At 41.4% G+C, this 19,980-nt stretch carries 18 protein-coding genes; 5 read left to right on the top strand and 13 right to left on the bottom strand.

From position 1 onward, the window contains the following. Positions 1-16 precede the first annotated feature (16 nt). The 4 genes from P2W73_RS21465 to P2W73_RS21450 all read right to left on the bottom strand — a co-directional run bounded on the left by P2W73_RS21465 (position 17) and on the right by P2W73_RS21450 (position 3,455). Complete coding sequence (locus P2W73_RS21465; RefSeq protein WP_276504160.1) at positions 17-967, bottom strand: NmrA/HSCARG family protein; 951 nt, start codon at positions 965-967, stop codon at positions 17-19. Between the two features lie 91 nt (positions 968-1,058). Then, positions 1,059-1,295, bottom strand: a complete 237-nt coding sequence (locus P2W73_RS21460) for a 4a-hydroxytetrahydrobiopterin dehydratase (RefSeq protein ID WP_276504159.1) — start codon at positions 1,293-1,295, stop codon at positions 1,059-1,061. Positions 1,296-1,332: 37 nt separating this feature from the next. Then, positions 1,333-1,782: an IPExxxVDY family protein gene (locus P2W73_RS21455; protein WP_276504158.1), complete on the bottom strand. Its 450-nt coding sequence runs from the start codon at positions 1,780-1,782 to the stop codon at positions 1,333-1,335. A gap of 20 nt (positions 1,783-1,802) precedes the next feature. Beyond that, positions 1,803-3,455 carry a M28 family peptidase gene (locus P2W73_RS21450; protein WP_276504157.1) on the bottom strand — a complete coding sequence of 551 codons (1,653 nt, stop codon included), beginning with the start codon at positions 3,453-3,455 and terminating at the stop codon, positions 1,803-1,805. A 170-nt stretch (positions 3,456-3,625) separates the two neighbouring features. Between P2W73_RS21450 and feoB the strand changes: the two genes are divergently transcribed. Further along, positions 3,626-5,737, top strand: a complete 2,112-nt coding sequence (feoB, locus tag P2W73_RS21445) for a ferrous iron transport protein B (protein WP_276504156.1) — start codon at positions 3,626-3,628, stop codon at positions 5,735-5,737. A gap of 13 nt (positions 5,738-5,750) precedes the next feature. Here feoB and P2W73_RS21440 read toward each other — a convergent pair whose 3' ends face one another. After that, positions 5,751-6,653, bottom strand: coding sequence for a serine hydrolase (locus P2W73_RS21440; RefSeq protein ID WP_276504155.1), 903 nt, complete (start codon positions 6,651-6,653; stop codon positions 5,751-5,753). A gap of 50 nt (positions 6,654-6,703) precedes the next feature. Continuing rightward, positions 6,704-7,993, bottom strand: coding sequence for an amidohydrolase (locus P2W73_RS21435; RefSeq protein WP_276504154.1), 1,290 nt, complete (start codon positions 7,991-7,993; stop codon positions 6,704-6,706). A 115-nt stretch (positions 7,994-8,108) separates the two neighbouring features. Between P2W73_RS21435 and P2W73_RS21430 the strand changes: the two genes are divergently transcribed. Then, positions 8,109-9,350, top strand: a complete 1,242-nt coding sequence (locus P2W73_RS21430) for a chromate transporter (RefSeq protein WP_276504153.1) — start codon at positions 8,109-8,111, stop codon at positions 9,348-9,350. A gap of 13 nt (positions 9,351-9,363) precedes the next feature. Here P2W73_RS21430 and nadD read toward each other — a convergent pair whose 3' ends face one another. Together nadD and P2W73_RS21420 are read right to left on the bottom strand one after the other, a co-directional pair. Beyond that, positions 9,364-9,936 carry a nicotinate (nicotinamide) nucleotide adenylyltransferase gene (gene nadD, locus P2W73_RS21425; RefSeq protein WP_276504152.1) on the bottom strand — a complete coding sequence of 191 codons (573 nt, stop codon included), beginning with the start codon at positions 9,934-9,936 and terminating at the stop codon, positions 9,364-9,366. A gap of 15 nt (positions 9,937-9,951) precedes the next feature. Further along, positions 9,952-10,182 (bottom strand): FeoA family protein, encoded by a 231-nt coding sequence (locus P2W73_RS21420; protein ID WP_276504151.1) that lies wholly within the window; start codon positions 10,180-10,182, stop codon positions 9,952-9,954. Positions 10,183-10,244: 62 nt separating this feature from the next. On the opposite strand from P2W73_RS21420, the gene ybeY reads away from it, so the two are divergent. The 3 genes from ybeY (at position 10,245) to P2W73_RS21405 (ending at position 13,658) form a co-directional block, all read left to right on the top strand. Further along, a complete protein-coding gene (ybeY, locus tag P2W73_RS21415) occupies positions 10,245-10,685 on the top strand; it encodes an rRNA maturation RNase YbeY (RefSeq protein ID WP_276504150.1) in 441 nt (146 codons plus the stop codon). Positions 10,686-10,837: 152 nt separating this feature from the next. Next, positions 10,838-12,700 (top strand): tRNA uridine-5-carboxymethylaminomethyl(34) synthesis enzyme MnmG, encoded by a 1,863-nt coding sequence (gene mnmG / locus P2W73_RS21410; RefSeq protein WP_439145498.1) that lies wholly within the window; start codon positions 10,838-10,840, stop codon positions 12,698-12,700. A 142-nt stretch (positions 12,701-12,842) separates the two neighbouring features. Continuing rightward, complete coding sequence (locus P2W73_RS21405; RefSeq protein ID WP_276504148.1) at positions 12,843-13,658, top strand: energy transducer TonB; 816 nt, start codon at positions 12,843-12,845, stop codon at positions 13,656-13,658. 61 nt (positions 13,659-13,719) lie between these two features. On the opposite strand, the gene P2W73_RS21400 is transcribed toward P2W73_RS21405, so the two are convergent. The 5 genes from P2W73_RS21400 to P2W73_RS21380 form a co-directional block, all read right to left on the bottom strand. After that, positions 13,720-15,159, bottom strand: coding sequence for an SET domain-containing protein-lysine N-methyltransferase (locus P2W73_RS21400; RefSeq protein WP_276504147.1), 1,440 nt, complete (start codon positions 15,157-15,159; stop codon positions 13,720-13,722). A 9-nt stretch (positions 15,160-15,168) separates the two neighbouring features. After that, entirely contained in the window at positions 15,169-16,320 is a 1,152-nt protein-coding gene (locus P2W73_RS21395) for an ATP-binding protein (RefSeq protein WP_276504146.1), read from the bottom strand. Further along, on the bottom strand, positions 16,289-16,798 hold the full coding sequence (locus tag P2W73_RS21390) for an SET domain-containing protein-lysine N-methyltransferase (RefSeq protein WP_276504145.1): 510 nt from the start codon (positions 16,796-16,798) through the stop codon (positions 16,289-16,291). The genes P2W73_RS21395 and P2W73_RS21390 overlap by 32 nt, the downstream gene beginning before the upstream one ends. Positions 16,799-16,972: 174 nt before the next feature. After that, positions 16,973-19,510 carry a helix-turn-helix domain-containing protein gene (locus P2W73_RS21385; protein ID WP_276504144.1) on the bottom strand — a complete coding sequence of 846 codons (2,538 nt, stop codon included), beginning with the start codon at positions 19,508-19,510 and terminating at the stop codon, positions 16,973-16,975. 121 nt (positions 19,511-19,631) lie between these two features. Continuing rightward, positions 19,632-19,979: a single-stranded DNA-binding protein gene (locus tag P2W73_RS21380; protein WP_276504143.1), complete on the bottom strand. Its 348-nt coding sequence runs from the start codon at positions 19,977-19,979 to the stop codon at positions 19,632-19,634. Between the last annotated feature and the right edge of the window lies 1 nt (position 19,980).

Raw genomic sequence — 19,980 nt, 5'->3', positions numbered from 1 at the left:
AATTCCAGGTAATAACTTAATCAATCGGAATCTTTAATGCATTTTCCACCAGCCACTGATCAAACGACTGAATGGCTGGATTAAGTTGTTTGGAAAATTTGACATCCCTTGTAGACGTGCATACTTCTTCAAAGTCACGATAAAACTGGAACATATTGCCCAGGTCATCAGCTCCGGGAAAACCAAAACTCCGGTAGGTTTCCGGTGTTACTTCATTATAAACGACTTCCTCACCAAGGGCTTTTGACAGCGATTCAGCCATTTGTTGACAGGTAGGTTCTCCGCCCGCAACACCAATTCTTTTGCCAACCATGGATAAGCCTTTTTTGAAGATTCCATAGGCACATTTTCCGATATCTTCAGATGCGATCCCGGAAAGCTTTTTATCACCCATTGGGAAAGTAATTGCCAATTTACCATCAGCGCCTCGTTTAGGACCTGCACCGAAATAGATCAAATTTTCCCAATAAAAAGAAGCGAGCAGAAAAGTGGTCGGCACCCCTGCATCGGTAAAGAAATGATCGGACTCACCCTTTCCATCAAAATGGGGGACCTTATATTTTCCCATCAGAGTGGGCATTCTATCATCGGAAAGCGGTATCCAGTTTCGGGTATCTTCCAGGGTGGACCATATCACATGTTTAAGGCCGGCTTTTTTTGCAGCATCCGCCATCATCTTTGCTTCGGCTATTTCCTTCTCCGGCGAAAAGTGTGCCCAGTAAAAGGTGACAAAATAGGCGCCGTATGCGCCTTCCAAAGCTTTGGTCATACTTTCAAGGTCATCAACATCAGCAGCAACGACTTCGGCTCCCATCTTCGAAAGCTCTTTGGCTTTATCAGATGCCGGATCTCTTGTGACGGCACGAACGGCAAACTCACTATTGCTGTCATGAAGAATAGCACGGGCTAATCCGCCTCCCTGTGCACCAGTAGCGCCAAATATGGCGATGATTTTTTTAGATGGCATAAGGTTAATGTTTATATAGAAGTAACAAAACAAAAAGACAAGACTTTTGTTTGTCCCATCTTATTTTTTTACCAAAATAGTTGGACGGATTTTATTCGCTAACCAGGGCGTCGATCTTACCGGCAAGTTTCCGGTCTCTTTCTGTTACAATATCACCGGCATCATGGGTGCAAAGCCAGACTTCCACCGTGTTCCAAACGTTTTTCCATTCGGGGTGGTGATCCATTTTTTCAGCTGCCAACGCTACTCTTGTCATGAAGGCAAAGGCTTCACTAAAGTTCTTAAACTGGAATTTCCTGTACAATTTGTTATCAGTTTCCTTCCACATACAATTTCAATTTAGATGGGTTAGAAAAAATTATTTATTAAAAAACCAGGTGTTCTTTGTTTTTTATCTTTTCATTGGTCAATTCAACTACCAACTGGACACCTGCTATTGATCGCACAGGATTGATGATTTTATGAAGATCTTCATCGCTGACGAGGTCATCTTTCATCAGCCACAAAAAATCAAGATGTTTGAATTCCGGCAACAAATACTCTCCTTCAAACTGATTGTTGTATAAGTAATGTGACAATGAACCTGTCGGCTCATGATATTCAAAGATTGAAAAAAAATAGTCCCGCTTTTTTTTCTTCAGGCCAATTTCCAATTCGTGATTAATCCGGAAGTCCATACCCAACAGGCTGTTGAGCTGCCAGCAAAATTGGTAGTCTTTTACCGGAGCCATGATGCCCAGCAGCCGGGTATCTTCAAAAAATGCTTCGGCCAGGTCATGATTATTGATCGATAATTTCAGGCTGCGTTCAGACACAGGTATTATTTTGGTGGTGGTTAAAACTGCACGTCGGACTCTATTGTTTGGTTCCCTCTTTTATATTTTACTTTCGTTTTATCTCCTTTATTAAACTTGTTTAATGCCTTCATATAATTTTCAACAGAGGTGATAGCATTTTCTCCCAATTGAATAATTATATCGCCGGCCTTTAGCCCTGCTTTAGAAGCGGGCCGGCCATCCGTTACACCATCGGCTCTCACACCAACTCCGGCAAAAGTATAATCAGGCATTATACCCATAGTCACTTTAAACGCTGACATAGAAACCTGTTGTTCTCTCGTTTTTGTAAACGCCAAACGCTGCGTTTGTTTATTCAAATTGGTGATAAGGTTATTGATGTAATTGATGACAGCCAACTCTCCTTCATAATTGATTTTGTTCGCATCATCACTTGGGCGATGATAGTCCTTATGCTGACCAGTAAAGAAAAATAAAACAGGAATATCCTTTCTATAAAAGGAGGTATGATCGCTTGGGCCAGTACCACTGGAGTCGATCTTTATTGCAAATGGAAGTTTTTTATCATTGGCATTTATAACCGAAGACCAGGTTGGCGAAGTACCATAACCGCCGACAGCTAATGTCTTTGTACTATCATTAAGTCTGCCCACCATATCCATATTGATCATGTAGTTGGTTGTCTTCAAATCGATGGTGGGATTTTCTGTGAAATATTTTGAACCAAACAAACCCAATTCTTCTCCCGAAAAAGCAATGAAGAGATAGTTATTATTTTTGGCCTTGGTTGTTTTTAAAATCCTTGCCAGTTCAATCAGGGCGGCCGTGCCACTGGCATTATCATCTGCTCCGTTGTGTATCAACTTTTCACCGGTACGTAACAAAGAGTTGCCATCTTCTCCATATCCCAGGTGATCAAAATGCGCACCCAGTATCACGGTGTTTGCTGCACTATTGTCGATATATCCAATTACATTATGCCCGGTACGCTTCTTTTCGCTAATTTCTACACTGAGCTTTATGTTCAAAGTAGCAGTAGGATCATTGAAGTATTTTTTAGCCGCTTCTTTTTTTACATATATGACGGGTATTGACAACTGGTCCGTTTTTTCTTTTGGATTGAACGCAAGCTTATCATCGTCGGCAGAAGTGTTATAAATAATAACAGCTGTAGCACCGCGGTTATGCGCTTTTTTTGAGTTGTTTTTAATATAGTCAACCAGGTCAAAATGTGGGTTGGGTTTATTTTCTTCTATTATTTCCTTCAGGTCAATAAACCAGGGCATATCTGCTTCCTGTATGGCAATCGCAGGCGAAGCTTCCAGGGATTTTTCGGCGCTGAATAAAAACGGGAAGAAATCTTCTCCAGCCCTTAATGAAGTATCGTTAATACTAAAAGCGGTCTTTTCACCAATTTGCTTTCCTTCATTGATATCAAAGGATTGAAAATAATCTTCCGTTCCTTTGGGTTGAATTCCATTTGCCTTGAACTTTTCGCTGATATACTCCATGGCCAATTTTTCGCCCTTGCTTCCGGCTCTTCTTCCTTCCAGTTTATCATCTGCCAAAAATGAAATATGTGTTTTCAGGTTGGCTAATGTGATCTTATCTTCTTTCTTTATTTTTTGGGCAAAAGAGCTGGTTACAATCAGGGTAACAGCAAACAACAGCTTTATTCGTAGGATAACCATAAGGTAACAATTGAAACACAAAGTTAACAGGCGGGCCATTTGTTTTAATCGCAGCTCATTGTTTATTCTCAATTTTAATATTATAAACCTTTTAACGAACCGGATTGTCATAAAATCGGATTTCGTAAAAGATTATACCCGTAGCTTTCTATTTTTGCACCCCTTTTAAATTGGATAAAAGAAAATTACATATTGCCCTTGTCGGAAACCCTAATAGTGGAAAGAGTTCTTTATTCAATTGTCTCACAGGGTTGAAGCAAAAAGTGGGCAATTTCCCGGGGGTCACCGTTGATAAAAAAACAGGGACAACGCAGCTGTCAATCGGGGAAGCCGAAATCATTGACTTGCCGGGTTCCTACAGCTTATACCCCAGGCGACTTGATGAATGGGTGAGCTACAAAGTATTGCTCAACCAGGACGAACTGAAGGCAGATGTGGTAGTGGCTGTAGCCGATGCCAGTAATCTAAAACGCAATCTTCTTTTTTGCACCCAGTTGATCGATCTGAAAATTCCGGTGGTCATCGTGTTGACGATGATGGATATCGCTAACAAAAAAGGGATAAAAATTGATATTACTGAACTGGAAAGGGAATTGGGAGTGCCGGTAATTGCTGTCAATCCCAGGAAGCACAAGGGGGTTCCCCAATTAAAAAAAGCGATTGAGCAAACCGCACTCAACCTTTACAAACCGCCGATTAACGATTTTATTGATAATAAAGACCTGGCCGCTACGGCTATTGCAGAGCTCCGCCATCAAATTCCTCACTTAAGCGATTATACGGCCATTCATTATCTTATCAATCATGAATCATTTGCACTGGATGCGAAAACCCAGGAGGTGATCGAATCCATCGAACAGAAAAACAAGTTCAATCCAACAAAAACCCAGGCGGAAGAAATTCTGCACCGATATAGTCACATCAAGCATATAATGCAATTGACAGTCTCAGAGCCGGATCCTTTGCAAAAGACTTTATTTACTGAGAAGCTCGACGACATTTTGCTTCACCGCCGATGGGGCTACCTGATACTACTGGCGGTTTTGTTTTTATTATTCCAAAGTGTTTTTTTTCTTGCCAGCTATCCTATGGATTGGATCGACCAGGGATTTGCTTCCATCACTGGCTGGCTTTCGTCTGTGCTCCCTGAAAATAATGTGACCGATCTTTTCATCAACGGAATAGTGGCCGGACTCAGTGGCATCGTGATGTTTGTACCGCAGATAGCTATTCTCTTTGGTCTGATCACCATTTTGGAAGATACCGGTTATATGGCCCGCATCAGTTTTCTCACTGACCGAATGATGCGGACAGTTGGGCTCAATGGCAAAAGTGTGATGCCCATGATCAGTGGTTTTGCCTGCGCTATTCCGGCTGTCATGAGTACGCGGAATATTGAGAACAGGAAAGAAAGACTGCTTACCATATTGATCACTCCACTCATGAGTTGTTCAGCAAGATTGCCCGTTTATACCATTTTGATCGGCCTGGTTATTCCCAACAAATATCTTTTGGGTTTTATTGGTTTGCAGGGATTGGTAATGCTTGGCCTGTACCTGCTCGGGTTTGTAATGGCGCTGCTTGTTGCTTATGTGGCCAAGTGGTTTATTAAAATAAAAGAAAGAAGCTTTTTCATTTTAGAGTTGCCGGTATATCGTTCGCCAAGATGGAAAAATGTCTGGCACACCATGTGGAGCAAAGCAAAAATATTCGTCATTGATGCCGGCAAAATCATTATGGTCATCAGTCTTATTCTTTGGGCGCTAAGTTCATTTGGTCCTAAAGAAAAAATGCATGAAGCTACTGCGCAATACAAACAGGCATTGTCACGTCCAAATGCCGATACTACATCTCTTGAAAATGAGTACGGCAATAAAAAGTTAGAAAACTCCTATGTAGGTTTGATGGGCAGGGCTATTGAACCCGTTATTCATCCGCTGGGTTATGACTGGAAGATTGGCATTGCGCTGATCACATCCTTTGCCGCAAGAGAGGTTTTTGTTGGAACGATGGCTACTCTTTATAGCGTGGGCAATGAAAATAATGAAGGGCCGTTGAAGGAAAAGATGAGAGCAGCCATTCGTCCCAATGGTAAGCCGGTTTATTCATTAGCGACCGGTGTCTCCCTGATGTTGTTTTATGTTTTTGCCATGCAATGTATGAGTACCCTGGCAATTGTAAAAAGAGAAACCCGTAGTTGGAAATGGCCCATCATACAGCTGTTATATATGACAGGGCTTGCCTACATCATTAGCTTTATGGCCTATCAGTTGTTGAAATAATCGTTTCCTCAAATCAGGGATTAGGACTTTCCCATTTATCTTTCGGTTCAAAATAATCCCATACCAGTTTTGATGTTTTACGTGCCAACTGCCAGGCTTCATTATCATGTTTCCAACTGCCGTCTTTGTTGTTCTTTGTAAAAATGCAAAAAATATATGGATTGTTGGGAGCGTTAACCAATAGCACCTCACTCCGCACCGCATTCACACAACCATTTTTACTAAACACTTCGATGTAAGGAGGGATCTGGGAAATGGCTTCATTTTCATCCCAATAATTCCTTCCCAGGCATCGCATCATTCTGTCACAAGCAGCAGGCGAAAAGATTTTATTCCGACAAATCATTTCGAATAATGTTCCTATTTCTTTTGGTGTTGTTTGTCCCCAACCATACATGCTTCGGTTATTTTCACGCCCCGGCGTTCTGGAGTTTACTCTTGTGTATTGAAAGCCCATACTATCTAAAATGGCATTGATCCTCGTACCTGTGCCTGTCAATTTTTGCAGCCAAAGGCTCGCAGTATTGTCGCTGGTTGTCAGCATCAGCATGATTAGTTTTTTCAATGCAATTTTTTCTCCGTCCTTAAATGAGCCAAGAATATCTTCGCCTTCATACAATAATGAATCTTTATAAACAAGAGCAGAGTCATAATGCAACTCACCTTTTTCCATCTTATCCATCACGCCAAGCAATATTGGCACTTTCACTATACTAGCCGTTGGAAAAACAGTATCTGCATTGATGGCAACAACTTTTCCTGAGTTTAATTCTTTGATATAAATACCTACGTCACCTTGAAATACATGAATCGCTTCAGTTAATTGTGATTGTAATTTTTTATCTGTCTTTTGAGCGGAAACTATCGTTATAAAAACATTGCAGCAAAGTAGTAGGGCCAGTTTTATCATCGTCATTATGTTCTGTTGCTTTAAAGGATAATCAAAAGGTGAGACTAGTTCAATTGTTACTTCATGCCCAAATAATCTGTCACCAACTGGCAAAAAGCCGTAACACCGGTCTTCATAGCATTATCCTCTACATAAAAATCCGGTGTATGATGTGGCGCTGCTTTTTCCTTATCCATGCCCTTAGGCATTCCACCGAGATAAAAGAAAAATGCCGGAGCTTTTGTTCCATAGTAGGAGAAATCTTCTGCGCCGGTTACCCACTCACGCTCCGATACATTGTTTACACCAATAGCATTCTGCAGGGAGGGAAGCATTTTCTTTACAAGGATCGGATCATTATAAGTAACCAGTGTTTTTGTATCAATAACCACTTCGGCTTCGGCTCCCGACGCCTCTGCTATTTTTGTGATTGTGTTTCTAAATTTTGCATGCACATCTTTTTGCATCACACTATCCAGTGTGCGGATGGTGCCAAGCATAATGCATTCTTCCGGTATGATATTATTACGAACACCGCTTTGAATTTTTCCAACGGTGATCACCACCGGAGCTTTTGTCAACTCAGATTCACGACTTACAATATTTTGTAATCCCTGGATTATTTGCGCTGACGCGGCGATTGGATCTATACCCAGCCATGGCTGTGATCCGTGGCTGGCCTTGCCTTTTACCCTGATACTAAAAAAATCCGCTGCGGCCATAAAGGCTCCCGGTCTGTATTGAATGGTGCCTGATTCAATTCTTGATTGGATATGCAGGCCAAAAATGGCGTCAACTTTTGGATTGTCCATCACGCCTTCCTTCACCAGCAGCGATGCACCACCTTCCTCACCTTCCGGAGCACCTTCTTCTGCCGGTTGGAAAATAAATTTGACAGATCCCTTTATTTCTGACTTTATTCCTGCAAGTACTTCGGCTACGCTCATCAATATAGCCACGTGTGCATCATGACCACAGGCATGCATTACTCCTACTTCCTGGTTATTGTAAATTGTTTTTTCTTTGGAAGCATAGGAAATGTTTACTCTTTCTTCAATGGGAAGTGCATCCATGTCAGCTCTCAATGCTATACAAGGCCCCGGTTTACCACCGCGCAACAAACCGACTACACCTGTTTTGCCAACACCGTCTTTTACTTCAAGACCCAATTTTTTTAAATGGTCAGCCACCATCTTTGCAGTCTTAAACTCCCTGTTACCTAATTCAGGATATTGATGGAAATGCCTGCGCCACTCGATACATTGCGGTTCTATTTTGGTAATCGCCTGCGAAATTTTTTGTTTAAGTTGTGCCTGTACTGAAATAGAAACCAGGAGAAGAAGAGAGAGAGCTGTACATAACTTCATTATAAAAATTTTTATGAATTTACCATAAAATGTTTTTAAACAACTACCTTCAAATGCAAGGAACGAACCTTTACAAACAATCACATTATTCCAGAATGTTTACGAGAAAGCTCTGATGCCGCCGCTTCGCCACTTACCATTTTTAAAGGCTGTGTTATTGCACAGTGTTACTGCTTTCGGCGGGCCACAGGCACATATTGCCATGATGATAAAAACTTTCGTCAGGCAAACGCCTTATCTCACTGAAAAAGAGCTGATGGAATATAATGCCTTTTGCCAGCTTTTGCCCGGCGCTTCTTCTACGCAAACCCTTACATTGATTGGTTATAAAAGGGGTGGGGTTGGTCTTGCGGTTCTTACATTGATTATTTGGATCCTTCCGGCTTGCATTTTGATGGGTGGCCTTTCTTTTTTATTACACTATATTGATAAGAAGGCATTGGATACAGATATTTTTAAATTCATTGCTCCGATGGCTGCCGGCTTTCTGGTATTTGCCTGTGTCAGCACTTTCCCGCATGCTATACGAAACACCATTACCTGGTTTATCATGATCGTCAGCAGCATCGCTACTTATTTTTTATTCAAGCTTCCGGCTATTTTTCCATTGATGATCATATTAGGTGGTGTGGCAACCAACCTCAGTAAAAAAAGAATTCCACAAGTAGAACAAAAGCCGAGCAAAATAAAATGGTGGAACTTTTGGCTTTTTGGAATTTTATTCATTGCAGCTGGTATTATCAGCGAAACAGCAAGAAAAGATAATTGGCCAAATAGAAAACCAATAAATCTTTTTGAAAACACTTACCGGATGGGCAGCCTAGTATTCGGAGGTGGCCAGGTTTTAATGCCCATCATGTATGAGCAGTTTAGTGTAAGACCGGATGCGATTCGTGAAAAAAATCCTGACGTAGTACGGATTGATAAGGAAGATATGTATACAGGAATGGGAATTGTTCGGGCAGTGCCAGGTCCTGTTTTTTCTATTGCATCTTTCACAGGTGGTATGGCCTTAAAAGATATGGGTACCAAAGCCCAGGTTATTGGCTGTATTATCGGGACCGTTGCAATCTTCTTACCCAGCGCATTGCTCGTTCTGTTTTTTTTCCCGATATGGAATAACTTAAAAAAATATGCAGCGGTTTATCGCTCATTGGAAGGTATCAATGCTGCAGTTGTCGGCATCATGATAGGCTCCACCTTTTATATCATGAAAGATATTTCATTGATCGAAGTAAAAACAATCAGTGCATTGAACATACTCGTCATACTGAGTACATTTTTATTATTGTGCTACACAAAAATTCCAGCTCCGGTTATTGTTGCTGCCTGCCTTTTGCTAGGCTATTTTTTCTAGCAAACAGGTTTGGCTAAGTTTTATAATAGTTACTCTTCAAAATTTCTTCGTACACTTTTTCAGGTACCATATATCGAACAGACTTGCCTTGTTTGACCAATTGCCTGATATGTGTGGCCGAAATCTGCAAAAGCGGTGCATCTATGATAGTCAGGTTAGCATGAATAGTATTATGGATTTCGAAGCCTTCTCTCTTGTAAACATAAATAGGGAAATTTTTTATAATATATTCATAGTTTTTCCACTTATGAAGATTTTGAAAACTATCGCCTCCCATAATCAAAGAAAATTGATAATCAGGATGCTTTTCACTGAGGTGCGCCAGTGTGACGCTGGTATAAGAAGGTTTTGGAAGATTAAATTCAATATCGGATACCTTAATGCGGAGATCATCTTCTGTTGCCAGCCGCAAAAGGTGAAGCCGGTCATATTCATTTAAGAGTGACGAACTTGGCTTAAATGGATTTTGAGGAGAAACGACAAACCAGACCTTATTTAAAGGGGTTTCGTTCAAAATATAATTTGCAATGATAAGATGGCCCTGGTGTACAGGATTAAAGGAACCAAAATAGAGACCAACTTTCATTTAAAACGATGATTATCAACGTATTGACTCAACAATGATGTGTTCAGCCTCGTCGAGCCTGAGACTGAGCTTGTAACCGGAGATAGAGACAGAGACCGGATCACCCAATGGTGCCACCTGATCTACTGAGATCTCCTCGCCAGGCAAGCAACCCATTTCCATGAGCTTTAAGTAAATATCCTGGCTTCCAAAACTCTTTATGATTGCCTTTTGGCCCAACTTCAACTCTGACAATTTCTTACTCATGTTAATCCAATTACGACAAAACTAACATTGTATTCTCTTCTTTGTTTACGAATTTTGAAATTATGCGATCCTCAACAGAATCAAAGATTTATTTCTTTTTTCAAACCCCGGTGAGCCTCCTTAGACACCGAACGAGGTTAAAGAAGTTTTTGGAGACTCTTTTTAACAAAGAGAAGAAAAGCCTGCAAAGTCTCAATTATATTTTCTGCACAGACAAGCAACTGCTGGAGATCAACCGGCAGTATTTGCAACATGATTATTACACAGATATTATCACATTTGAGCTGTCCGCCAAGGAGATGCCTGTTGAGGGGGAAGTGTATATAAGCATTGACAGGATTAGGGATAACGCTCAATCCCATCACGAACCCGTTTACATAGAGCTTCACAGAGTGATATTTCACGGAGCCCTTCATCTTTGTGGTTATAAAGACAAAACAAGGCAACAATCAGCTACAATGAGAAGAAAAGAAAACGAATATTTATCTCTTTTCTTTGAATAAAGCCAAATGTTCCATGTGGAACGTTCAGGAGCCAAGCAATTTATCAGGCCATTGGAAACAAAAACTTGCCTGATCTCCCTATGCCTGTCAAAACGTTTCACATGGAACATTTCCACTATTCCCCTCTTCGTTTTACAGTAACTTTGCGCCCTATGTTTCCTGAATATGATATTATAGTGGTAGGAGCAGGCCATGCAGGCTGTGAAGCGGCGGCTTCCGCTGCTAACCTTGGCTCAAAGGTTCTTTTGGTAACGATGAACATGCAGACTATAGCCCAAATGAGCTGTAATCCTGCCATGGGAGGTATTGCCAAAGGACAAATAGTGCGGGAGATAGATGCTTTGGGCGGGTATTCCGGTATTGTTACGGATATCTCTATGATCCAGTTCAGAATGCTAAACCGTTCGAAGGGACCAGCTATGTGGAGCCCCCGGGCACAGAGTGATAGAATGCTATTTGCATCTACCTGGCGGGAAATGCTGGAAAAAACGCCCAATGTTGACTTCTACCAGGACATGGTCAAAGGCCTGGTAATAAAAGATGGTAAGGCCTGTGGTGTCATAACTGGTTTGGGACACGAGATAAAAGCAAAGGCAGTTGTTTTGACCAATGGAACATTCTTAAACGGCATTATTCATATTGGCGAAAAAAACTTCGGTGGAGGTAGGGCTGCGGAAAAAGCCGCGACCGGCATCACCGAGCAGTTGGTCTCTTTGGGCTTTGAAAGCGACCGGTTGAAAACAGGTACACCACCAAGAGTGGATGGCCGAAGCCTTGATTATTCCAAAATGGAGGAGCAGCCAGGCGATGAGGAGATTATTGGCTTTTCTTATACCGACACACCGAAACCCAAAAAACAACGAAGCTGCTGGGTGACTTACACTAATCAAACCGTGCACGATATTCTGAAAACCGGTTTCGATCGCAGCCCAATGTTTGCCGGCAGAATAGATGGAGTAGGACCCCGGTATTGTCCCAGTATAGAAGATAAGATCAACCGGTTCGCTGAAAGAGAAAGGCATCAGCTTTTTATTGAGCCGGAAGGATGGAACACTGTCGAAATTTATGTCAATGGCTTTTCAACATCATTGCCTGAAGAAGTTCAATACGAAGCACTTCGTATTGTTCCCGGTTTTGAACAGGTGAGAGTTTTCCGACCCGGCTATGCCATTGAATATGATTATTTCCCTCCGACCCAACTTAAACACACATTAGAAACAAAACATATACGAAATCTTTTCTTTGCTGGCCAGATAAACGGAACAACAGGTTATGAGGAGGCCGCCTGCCAAGGCTTAATGGCCGGTATCAATGCACACCAGGCTACAAGAGAATTAGAGCCGGTTATTCTGAAAAGAAGCGAAGCTTATATTGGCGTACTGATTGACGATTTAATCAGCAAAGGAACCGAAGAGCCTTATAGAATGTTTACGTCAAGAGCTGAGTTCAGAACATTGCTCCGCCAGGACAATGCTGATCTCCGTTTAACAGAGCTTAGCTATCGCCTTGGTTTAGCGTCGCAGGAAAGAATGGATAAAGTGATTAAAAAAAGAAAAGATGTTGAAGAGATTAAAAATGTTCTAAAGGAAACAAGTATCGAACCTGAAGAAGTGAACCCTTTTTTTGAGTCACTCAATTCTTCATTCATTACCGAAAAACAAAAAGCAGAAAAAATCTTGTTGCGACCCGGAATTGAATTAACACAACTGGCTCAGGCATTACCAACCCTGCAAACAAAGCTTTCAACTTACTCCACAGAAAATATTGAACAGGCTTCCATACAAGTGAAGTATGATGTTTACATAGAGAAAGAAAAAGAACTGGTAACAAGAATGAGTCAATTAGAAGATCTTGAAATACCATCTACGTTTGATTATAAAAAAATTCTTTCCCTCGGTAATGAAGCAAGAGAAAAATTAAGTCGTATCCAACCACGAACACTGGGACAGGCGAGCCGGATATCCGGTATCAATCCAAGTGATGTACAAATATTGATGGTGTATATGGGAAGATAACATCTCAGTTACTTCATCTTTTTTTGTTTCATTCGTTAACGAGTGATGCACTAAACAAATAATTCCACACAACTTTATTTCTTACAAATATTGTGGAATTGCTGTTGTTGAAATATCTCATGGTTAACAAAAAACTTAAACCATGGATACCAACAAAATTCTATCTGCCGATCTGCTCGATCTTGTTTTTGACAACAGAAACAAAGACTATGGAGCCTATGACCTCCGCAAAACTTATCACGCAAGAATTACAAAGTCGTTGATCTTTACCGGCGTTTTCACTTCACTAATTTTCGCCGGGGTTGTATTGGCAAACAAAGAAAGAAAAAACGATGAGAAATTCATTATTCATGATGAGGTCACAATCGCAAATTTGAAACCTGAAGAAGTAAAACCTGAACCCTTACCAGAACCACCGAGACAAACAGAACCGCCGCAGGTACGCACAGAACAATTAACGCCTATTGAAATTACGAGAGACGAAGAAGTCATCACCCCTCCACCAACACAAGAAGATATGATCAACGCTAAAATTGACGTCATCAAGGTTGAGGGTACAGATTATGATGGTACCGTTGACGCCCCCGTGCTGGATCAGGGAAAAGACATTATCGAGGTTAAAGAGCCAAGGGAACCTGAAATCTTCACCAGGGTGGAAATTGATGCAGTTTTCGACGGCAATTGGGAAAAATTTCTTTTGCGAAATTTAAATCCACAAACTCCTATCGACAATGATGCACCTTCAGGCAATTATACCGTCTTAATTCAATTTGTAGTGGACATTGACGGTAACGTTAGTGACATCAAAGCCCTTACTAATTTAGGTTATGGCCTGGAGCAAGAAGCCATTCGTGTTTTGAAAAAAGCAGCAAAATGGAAACCTGCCATGCAAAACGGTCGCCAGGTAAAAGCTTATCGCAAGCAAGCCATTACGTTCCAGGTTACAACAGAAGAATAAGCTTAAACAAAAACAGACCCGCTTTTATACGGGTCTGTTTGACTTTAGATTTTTTGGATGGTCATCTCTCCTTTGTAATTAAAAACTGTTGCTCTCTGCTCGTTACCGAATTATTCAACACCCCCTTAATTTCACCCTTACAGTTAACAGATCCGCATTTACATTCGAAGGGCTCCATCGTCTCATTCAAAAATTGAGAATAATCCAATGTCAGCTCTTCATTTCGTGAAATATTCCTAAGAGCAATGACATTTAATCCATCGAGCCCTGTGTTCGCATCACAGCTATGATTTTGCGGCGCCCATTCAGAAGGATCTTCATCCCACAACACAAACACCTCCTCACTTAAAGCATATGCATATCTGCGAAAATGAAGTTGCTGCTCCTTATCCCAATTTCTTTCAACAAACCTGCGGGTCACTATACGTTGTGCTTTCTCCTCTCCGGTAAAAATAATATCTCCCTTCCGGATATTACGGCTAGCATAAATTCCAAATCCTGCAATGGAGTTTCCTTTCATCGCATATGGCTTTTTCTTTCTCCGGTGCCTGGCAATTCCCTCTTCAATGATATGCTCAAGAAATCCTTTTTGACCAGCTTCGTCAAACCTTAAAATGAAATCAGCCGAACCCTCATAGCCATCCGTATAAAAAACAGAACAGGTAAAGTTGATCTCGAGAAAATAAATTTCATTATTATCATTAACCCTAAAGTCAAGCCTGGCATATCCCACACCATTAAAGCCTTTGAAAATTTTTTCTGTCGCCGCTCTTAGCTTTTTATCCAGCACCGGATCAGTACAGGGAAAATTACAATCAGGGTGCAGCTCTGATGTCTTTAATGAATAGGTCTTAAAATATTTGCCTTCCGGAAATACATATTCCACCGGTTTAAAAACCCGGCAGCTTTTTCCATCTCTATTTGCAGCTACCAACACCGTGAACTCCCGGCCGTCAATATATTCTTCAACCAGCAATGGTCCATATTCATTAAATATTTCCACCACCTTTTTCAGTAAGTCCTGCTTATTATACAAAACCGAATTCTCGTCAATGCCCAAACTATCGCCTGCTTTTGCCGGCTTAATAAACATAGGATAAGACAAATATTTCTCCACTTTGTCGATATCCTCAGGCTGCTCAATAATAAAATACCCGGGGGTCTTTACCCCTTCGCAATGCGCTACATATTTCATTAGCTCCTTGGTAGGATCATATAGTTTGGCGGTAGGGCCTGTATGAGGCAGATCGAGCAATTCAAAAGAATGAATCACATCAATGGATGGGACTTCCCATTCCAGGTATCCTTCACACAGGTTTACAAACACATCATAGTTCTTCTTCTTCAACTCTTTCAGCTGGCGATAGGTTGTCAGCTTATTGAGAAAAACATGATCCACTTCATCGTTCGGCAACAAGGCTGACAAATTCCTCGGCGGATCATAGTATTTGTAATCTACGCCTGTGGTGGAATAATCGGGTTGTAGCACACAAACCTTCATGGTATTTATTTAAAGCTTTAAATTTCTTCTGGCGAAAGCATCATGGATGATTCTCCTCACAAGCTCCGCAAACGAGTTGTTAGAGTAGCGGAGAATAGCGCCAATAGATGTATAATCCTCGTCTTCACTTAATCCGCACTGAGCATTCACTTCAAGCATATATAACTTGCCGGTATTCTTATCCATTCGAATATCCAGTCGTCCATATCCCATCCCACCTACGGACAGGTAGGCCTCCAGGCTTAACTGTTCGATAGCTTTTACTAATGATTGATCTGGCTGGTGATAATCATAAAAATTCTCATCGGCGGGCATGGGCTTTTCATCCTCATAGATTTCCCAAAGTCTATCAAATGAAAGAAACTTTTCTTCATCAGGCAGTGACTCATGAAAGACCCGCTCAACAGGCGGAAAAACAAAACAAGATTTTGGACGGGTTGAAGATCCCACTATAAAAGAAGTGTATTCGGGACCTGTAATAAATTGTTCTACAAACAAACCATCGGCTAATAAATTCCATCCACGGTAGCCCTTTTTTATTTCATTAATGCGATCGCTCAGTTCATCGTCAGTGTAAACCACATTCTTTACTGATACACCCATGCTTCCACCGGATACTGCAGGCTTAATAATGAGTGGTGCTCCTAATCTCTTACAAATACCTTTAATCGACTCTTCAGTTCCATCAATGATTTCCCATTTTGCCGTAGACACACCGGCTTTGTCAAAAGCCTTTTTCATGGGAATCTTGGAGGTAGTGATATTGTAAAAATCAGCATCAGAACCGGTATAAATGAGTTTATTCCTTTCCAACTCATGAATAACCGACACCCCCGGCGTACCGTTTACTTCATCACCATCGCAAAGGTTTAAGACCAGCGGTATTTTTCTGCCTGACTTCTTTTTAATCGTGGCAATGATTTCCTGGAAGTTTAGCATAGTGACCGGTTGCCATGTCCAGTCCGCACCTATTTCATCAAAAACCCGCCGGTATTCTTCCAAGCTTTGAGAAAAGTCGTAATAATATTGAAGGTTGGGATCGTCGGTTTCCAGGTAGGGAAAAAGTATCCAGATCTTTAGTTTCTGTATCGGATCAATTGCCGCCGGCTTCTGTTTCGAAACCTTTCGCTTAAGCTCGTTTTTCCCTGTTTGAACGATCATGCAGTTGTTGTTCTATGAATCGGGTCAATGTATAGTTTTTCAGTATGTCCGGGTGTATGTGTGCAGCACCTTTTATTTCTCCAAGGCATCTTACACTTCCGCAAAAGCAAGTGAACGGTTGCGCCATATCCCATTCGGTAGAAGGATAGAAAAAAGTCATTTCATCACCCTCTGTTATTGGCTTCAAAGCGACAATATGCATAGCATGGGTATCAAAAAAAACATTGGGATCGCAACTGTGATTGATGTATTGCAAATGCTCAGGGTGCAATAAAATGTGCTTATCAATACCCACCTGTACGGTCAGGTAATTCGGCTCAGCAACTATTTCCCTTGAAGAAAATTCAATAACAACGTCGCCCGGCTGATAGGCCCGTTGCGCAAAAAAACCTTTTTGATTGTTACTGATATTTTGCCTGACAACGGCGAATGTATGATCGCTGATAATGCGATAGTCGGAACTTGAATGGGTTATCATATTTCAATTGATATGAAAAGATATTGATAAACTTTTATGTAACAAATCTTCTATTCATAAATGTGAATAATTAATAAGAATAGTTGAATAACGTTGATACGTTTACAGATTACGTCAATGACATTATTATACGAAAATGCTCGCTATGCTAATACCAATAACATAGTTGACTGCTCAAAGACTTTCGTCTTTGCCAGGACCACTCTCATTGCTTTGTTGAAACTCTTTCCATGCCATTGCTAACTTGATTTCACCAAAGCCAATGGAATTACCAAGCTTCTCCTTGATGATGTTTAAAGGAGCATCCTTCATTGCTTGCAAAGCCGGCTCAATGATCACCAACTTTTCCCTGCTTACCAGCTCTTCGATATGAATAGTTCCTTGTTGAACATAATGAGCCAGGTGACTTTCGATTGTTTGCACAGTAAGATTCCTCAATGCCGCAATCTCTTTAACTGCCCGACCCTCCTTAAATAGTTTAAAAGACTCTGCTTTTGTGTCAACCTTGGGTTTTTTGACAGCACCCGGATCTTTTCTTTCCCGCTTCGGAGTCTTCTCATGAATCAATGATTCCAGCCCCTTTGTTTTGCTATACCTGAGAATAATATCCAGGAAGGCTTGACCATACTTTTCAATCTTTGCCTCCCCAAAGCCGCTGATTTTTCTCAACTCGATTAGGGATTGGGGCAAGTACCGGCTCATCTCTGCAAGGGTGTTGCTACCAGCAACAATATAAATAGGCAGGTTGGCTTTAGAACAAATAGAATCCCGAAGGATCTTTAACTGCATATAGAGAGAAGGATGAGGCAGGTCAGATCTGTCTGCGTTCGCCGTTGCATAGGCATTGATTGAAAATGCAGGAACAGAATACGTTTTTTTAAGATGCTGGTAAAGGTCAATTGAAAACCCATTTTCAAAGCCGCGAAGCAAATACTGTTTTAACGAAAGAAGTGCAAAAATCTCCTTCAGGCTATCATTATATTCTTTTGCATGTTGACGACTGTCTGTGCTAATTGCAGAGCTTTGCAAATAGCTAATCGCATCGCTTAATTTTTCCGTGAAGAATGATACCGCAGCCTTTACTCTTTCAACTATTCTGTTTTGATCCACCTGATCTTGCTGAAACAAGCCCTTTAACTGCGACTGGAATTTCCTGGCCACATCATTAATCTCATCCATTCTTCCTTTCAGCGACATTATCCAATCCCTTGCATCATCACTGAACGAGCCATGATGCCCCGTAACATAATCGAGTAATTCCCGGCAATTTTCACTGGCGAGTGTAAATTCAAAAATGGACACCAAAACAGATAACTCATAATTTCGTTTTGCTGTTTCCAATTCACTTTCTAATCCCGGCAAATTGGACCGGCTCCTTGAAAACGCAACGATCCTGCTATCACTATGCAGGCTCGAAGCCCGGATCTTTGTCTGCAAAATCAATCCCGGCAAATTGGTACAACGGCTCAATGCCACATAAACCTGGCCTGCCGCAAACGCTGCTTCAGCGTCGATAATGGCCTTTTCAAATGTCAGCCCCTGGCTTTTGTGAATAGTAATCGCCCAGGCCAATCGCAAGGGATATTGCACAAAGGACCCTAATACTTCTTCTTCGAGCTTTCTCGTTGAATTATCGAGAGAGTACCTGATATTGTTCCAGGTTTCACGGCTTACTTCAATCTCATGCTCCTCGCCCTTGCATTGAACTGTTATTTTGTCCCCTTCCAGTTTTTTTATCGTTCCGATTTTGCCGTTAAAGTATCGCTTACCCTTATCAGCTGCATCATTCTTAATAAACATAACCTGTGCACCGGGTTTCAACACCAACTCTTCATCTGCCGGGTATGTTTTTTCAGGAAACTCTCCACTGATTTCCGCCCGGTAAGCAATTGGTTTTTCTGCTATTTTTCCCAATTCCTCTTTATTAATAAGATCAGCCTTATGATTGTGTGTAGTAAGAATGATATAACCATCATTCTTGCTGCGACGAAATTCCGGCATCAGCCGGCTGTCTAACATCTGCACACTGTCGCTATCCAGTTCATTGTTACGAATCTGGTTGAGAAGTTTAATAAACTCCTGGTCATTTTGGCGATAAATCTTATTGAACTCTATATAAACCGGCGGCTCTTCTTCTACCACCTTGCTATCAAAAAAATAAGGGCTCTCGTAATACTGCGATAGAATTTGCCACTCCTGTGCAGGCACAACCGGCGGCAATTGGTACATGTCGCCAATAAACAAAACCTGTACGCCACCGAATCGCTCCAGGTTTCGCTGCCTCACATGCCGCAATACTGCATCAATCGCATCGAGGGTGTCGCAGCGAACCATACTGATCTCATCAATTACCAATAGTTCCAGCTCCTGCAACACTTTTCTTTTTTCACTGGTAAGACGAAGACGGCTTAACAAGCTATGCCGGTCAGCAATGGCATCGTTATGACCATACCCCGTTGACGCAGGTATAAAAGGAGATATAGGTAATTGAAAAAAGGAATGAATGGTTACACCGCCTGCATTGATCGCAGCCACTCCTGTCGGCGCTACGATTGCCATTTGCTTGGGTGAGTTGTTTCGAATATGTTTTAAAAAAGTAGTTTTCCCGGTACCGGCCTTGCCGGTAAGAAAAATATTGCGGGAACTCTTATTCACGAGCTCAACCGCAATATTGAACATTGTATTATTAGTGTCTGGAACGATGTTAATCACGCCTGCTTTGTTTTTGACCGCCGGAGCGCTGCATTGTGCCAGCTTTGTAAAATTAAATTAGCTCCTTATTCCTATTAGTTGCCAAAGTTAATAATCAGGCAAGGTACTGGCCTATCAGTTTTTATACTTCAGCGGACTTTGCACCCAGCATCAACAATTCGCTCACTTGTATTTCGGTGATATATCTTTTATTGCCATCCTTATCATTATAGCTCCGGTTTACCAGCTTTCCTTCCAGCGCCACTTCTTTTCCCTTGTCCAGGTATTTTTCAGCAATCTCTGCAACCTTACCCCAGGCAACGATGCGGTGCCATTGTGTTTCTGTTACTTTCTCACCTTTCGCATTGCGATAGCTTTCACTGGTAGCTACATTAAAAGTAGCCAGCTTCTTACCACTTTCCATTGTTTTTACTTCGGGAGCATTGCCCAGGTTTCCGATCAATTGTACTTTGTTTTTTAATGCGTACATA

This window comes from Terrimonas pollutisoli, assembly GCF_029360765.1.
Taxonomy (GTDB): domain Bacteria; phylum Bacteroidota; class Bacteroidia; order Chitinophagales; family Chitinophagaceae; genus Terrimonas_B; species Terrimonas_B pollutisoli.
Note: the sequence above shows the minus strand (reverse complement) of the source record. Positions and strands in the feature narration are given on the sequence as shown.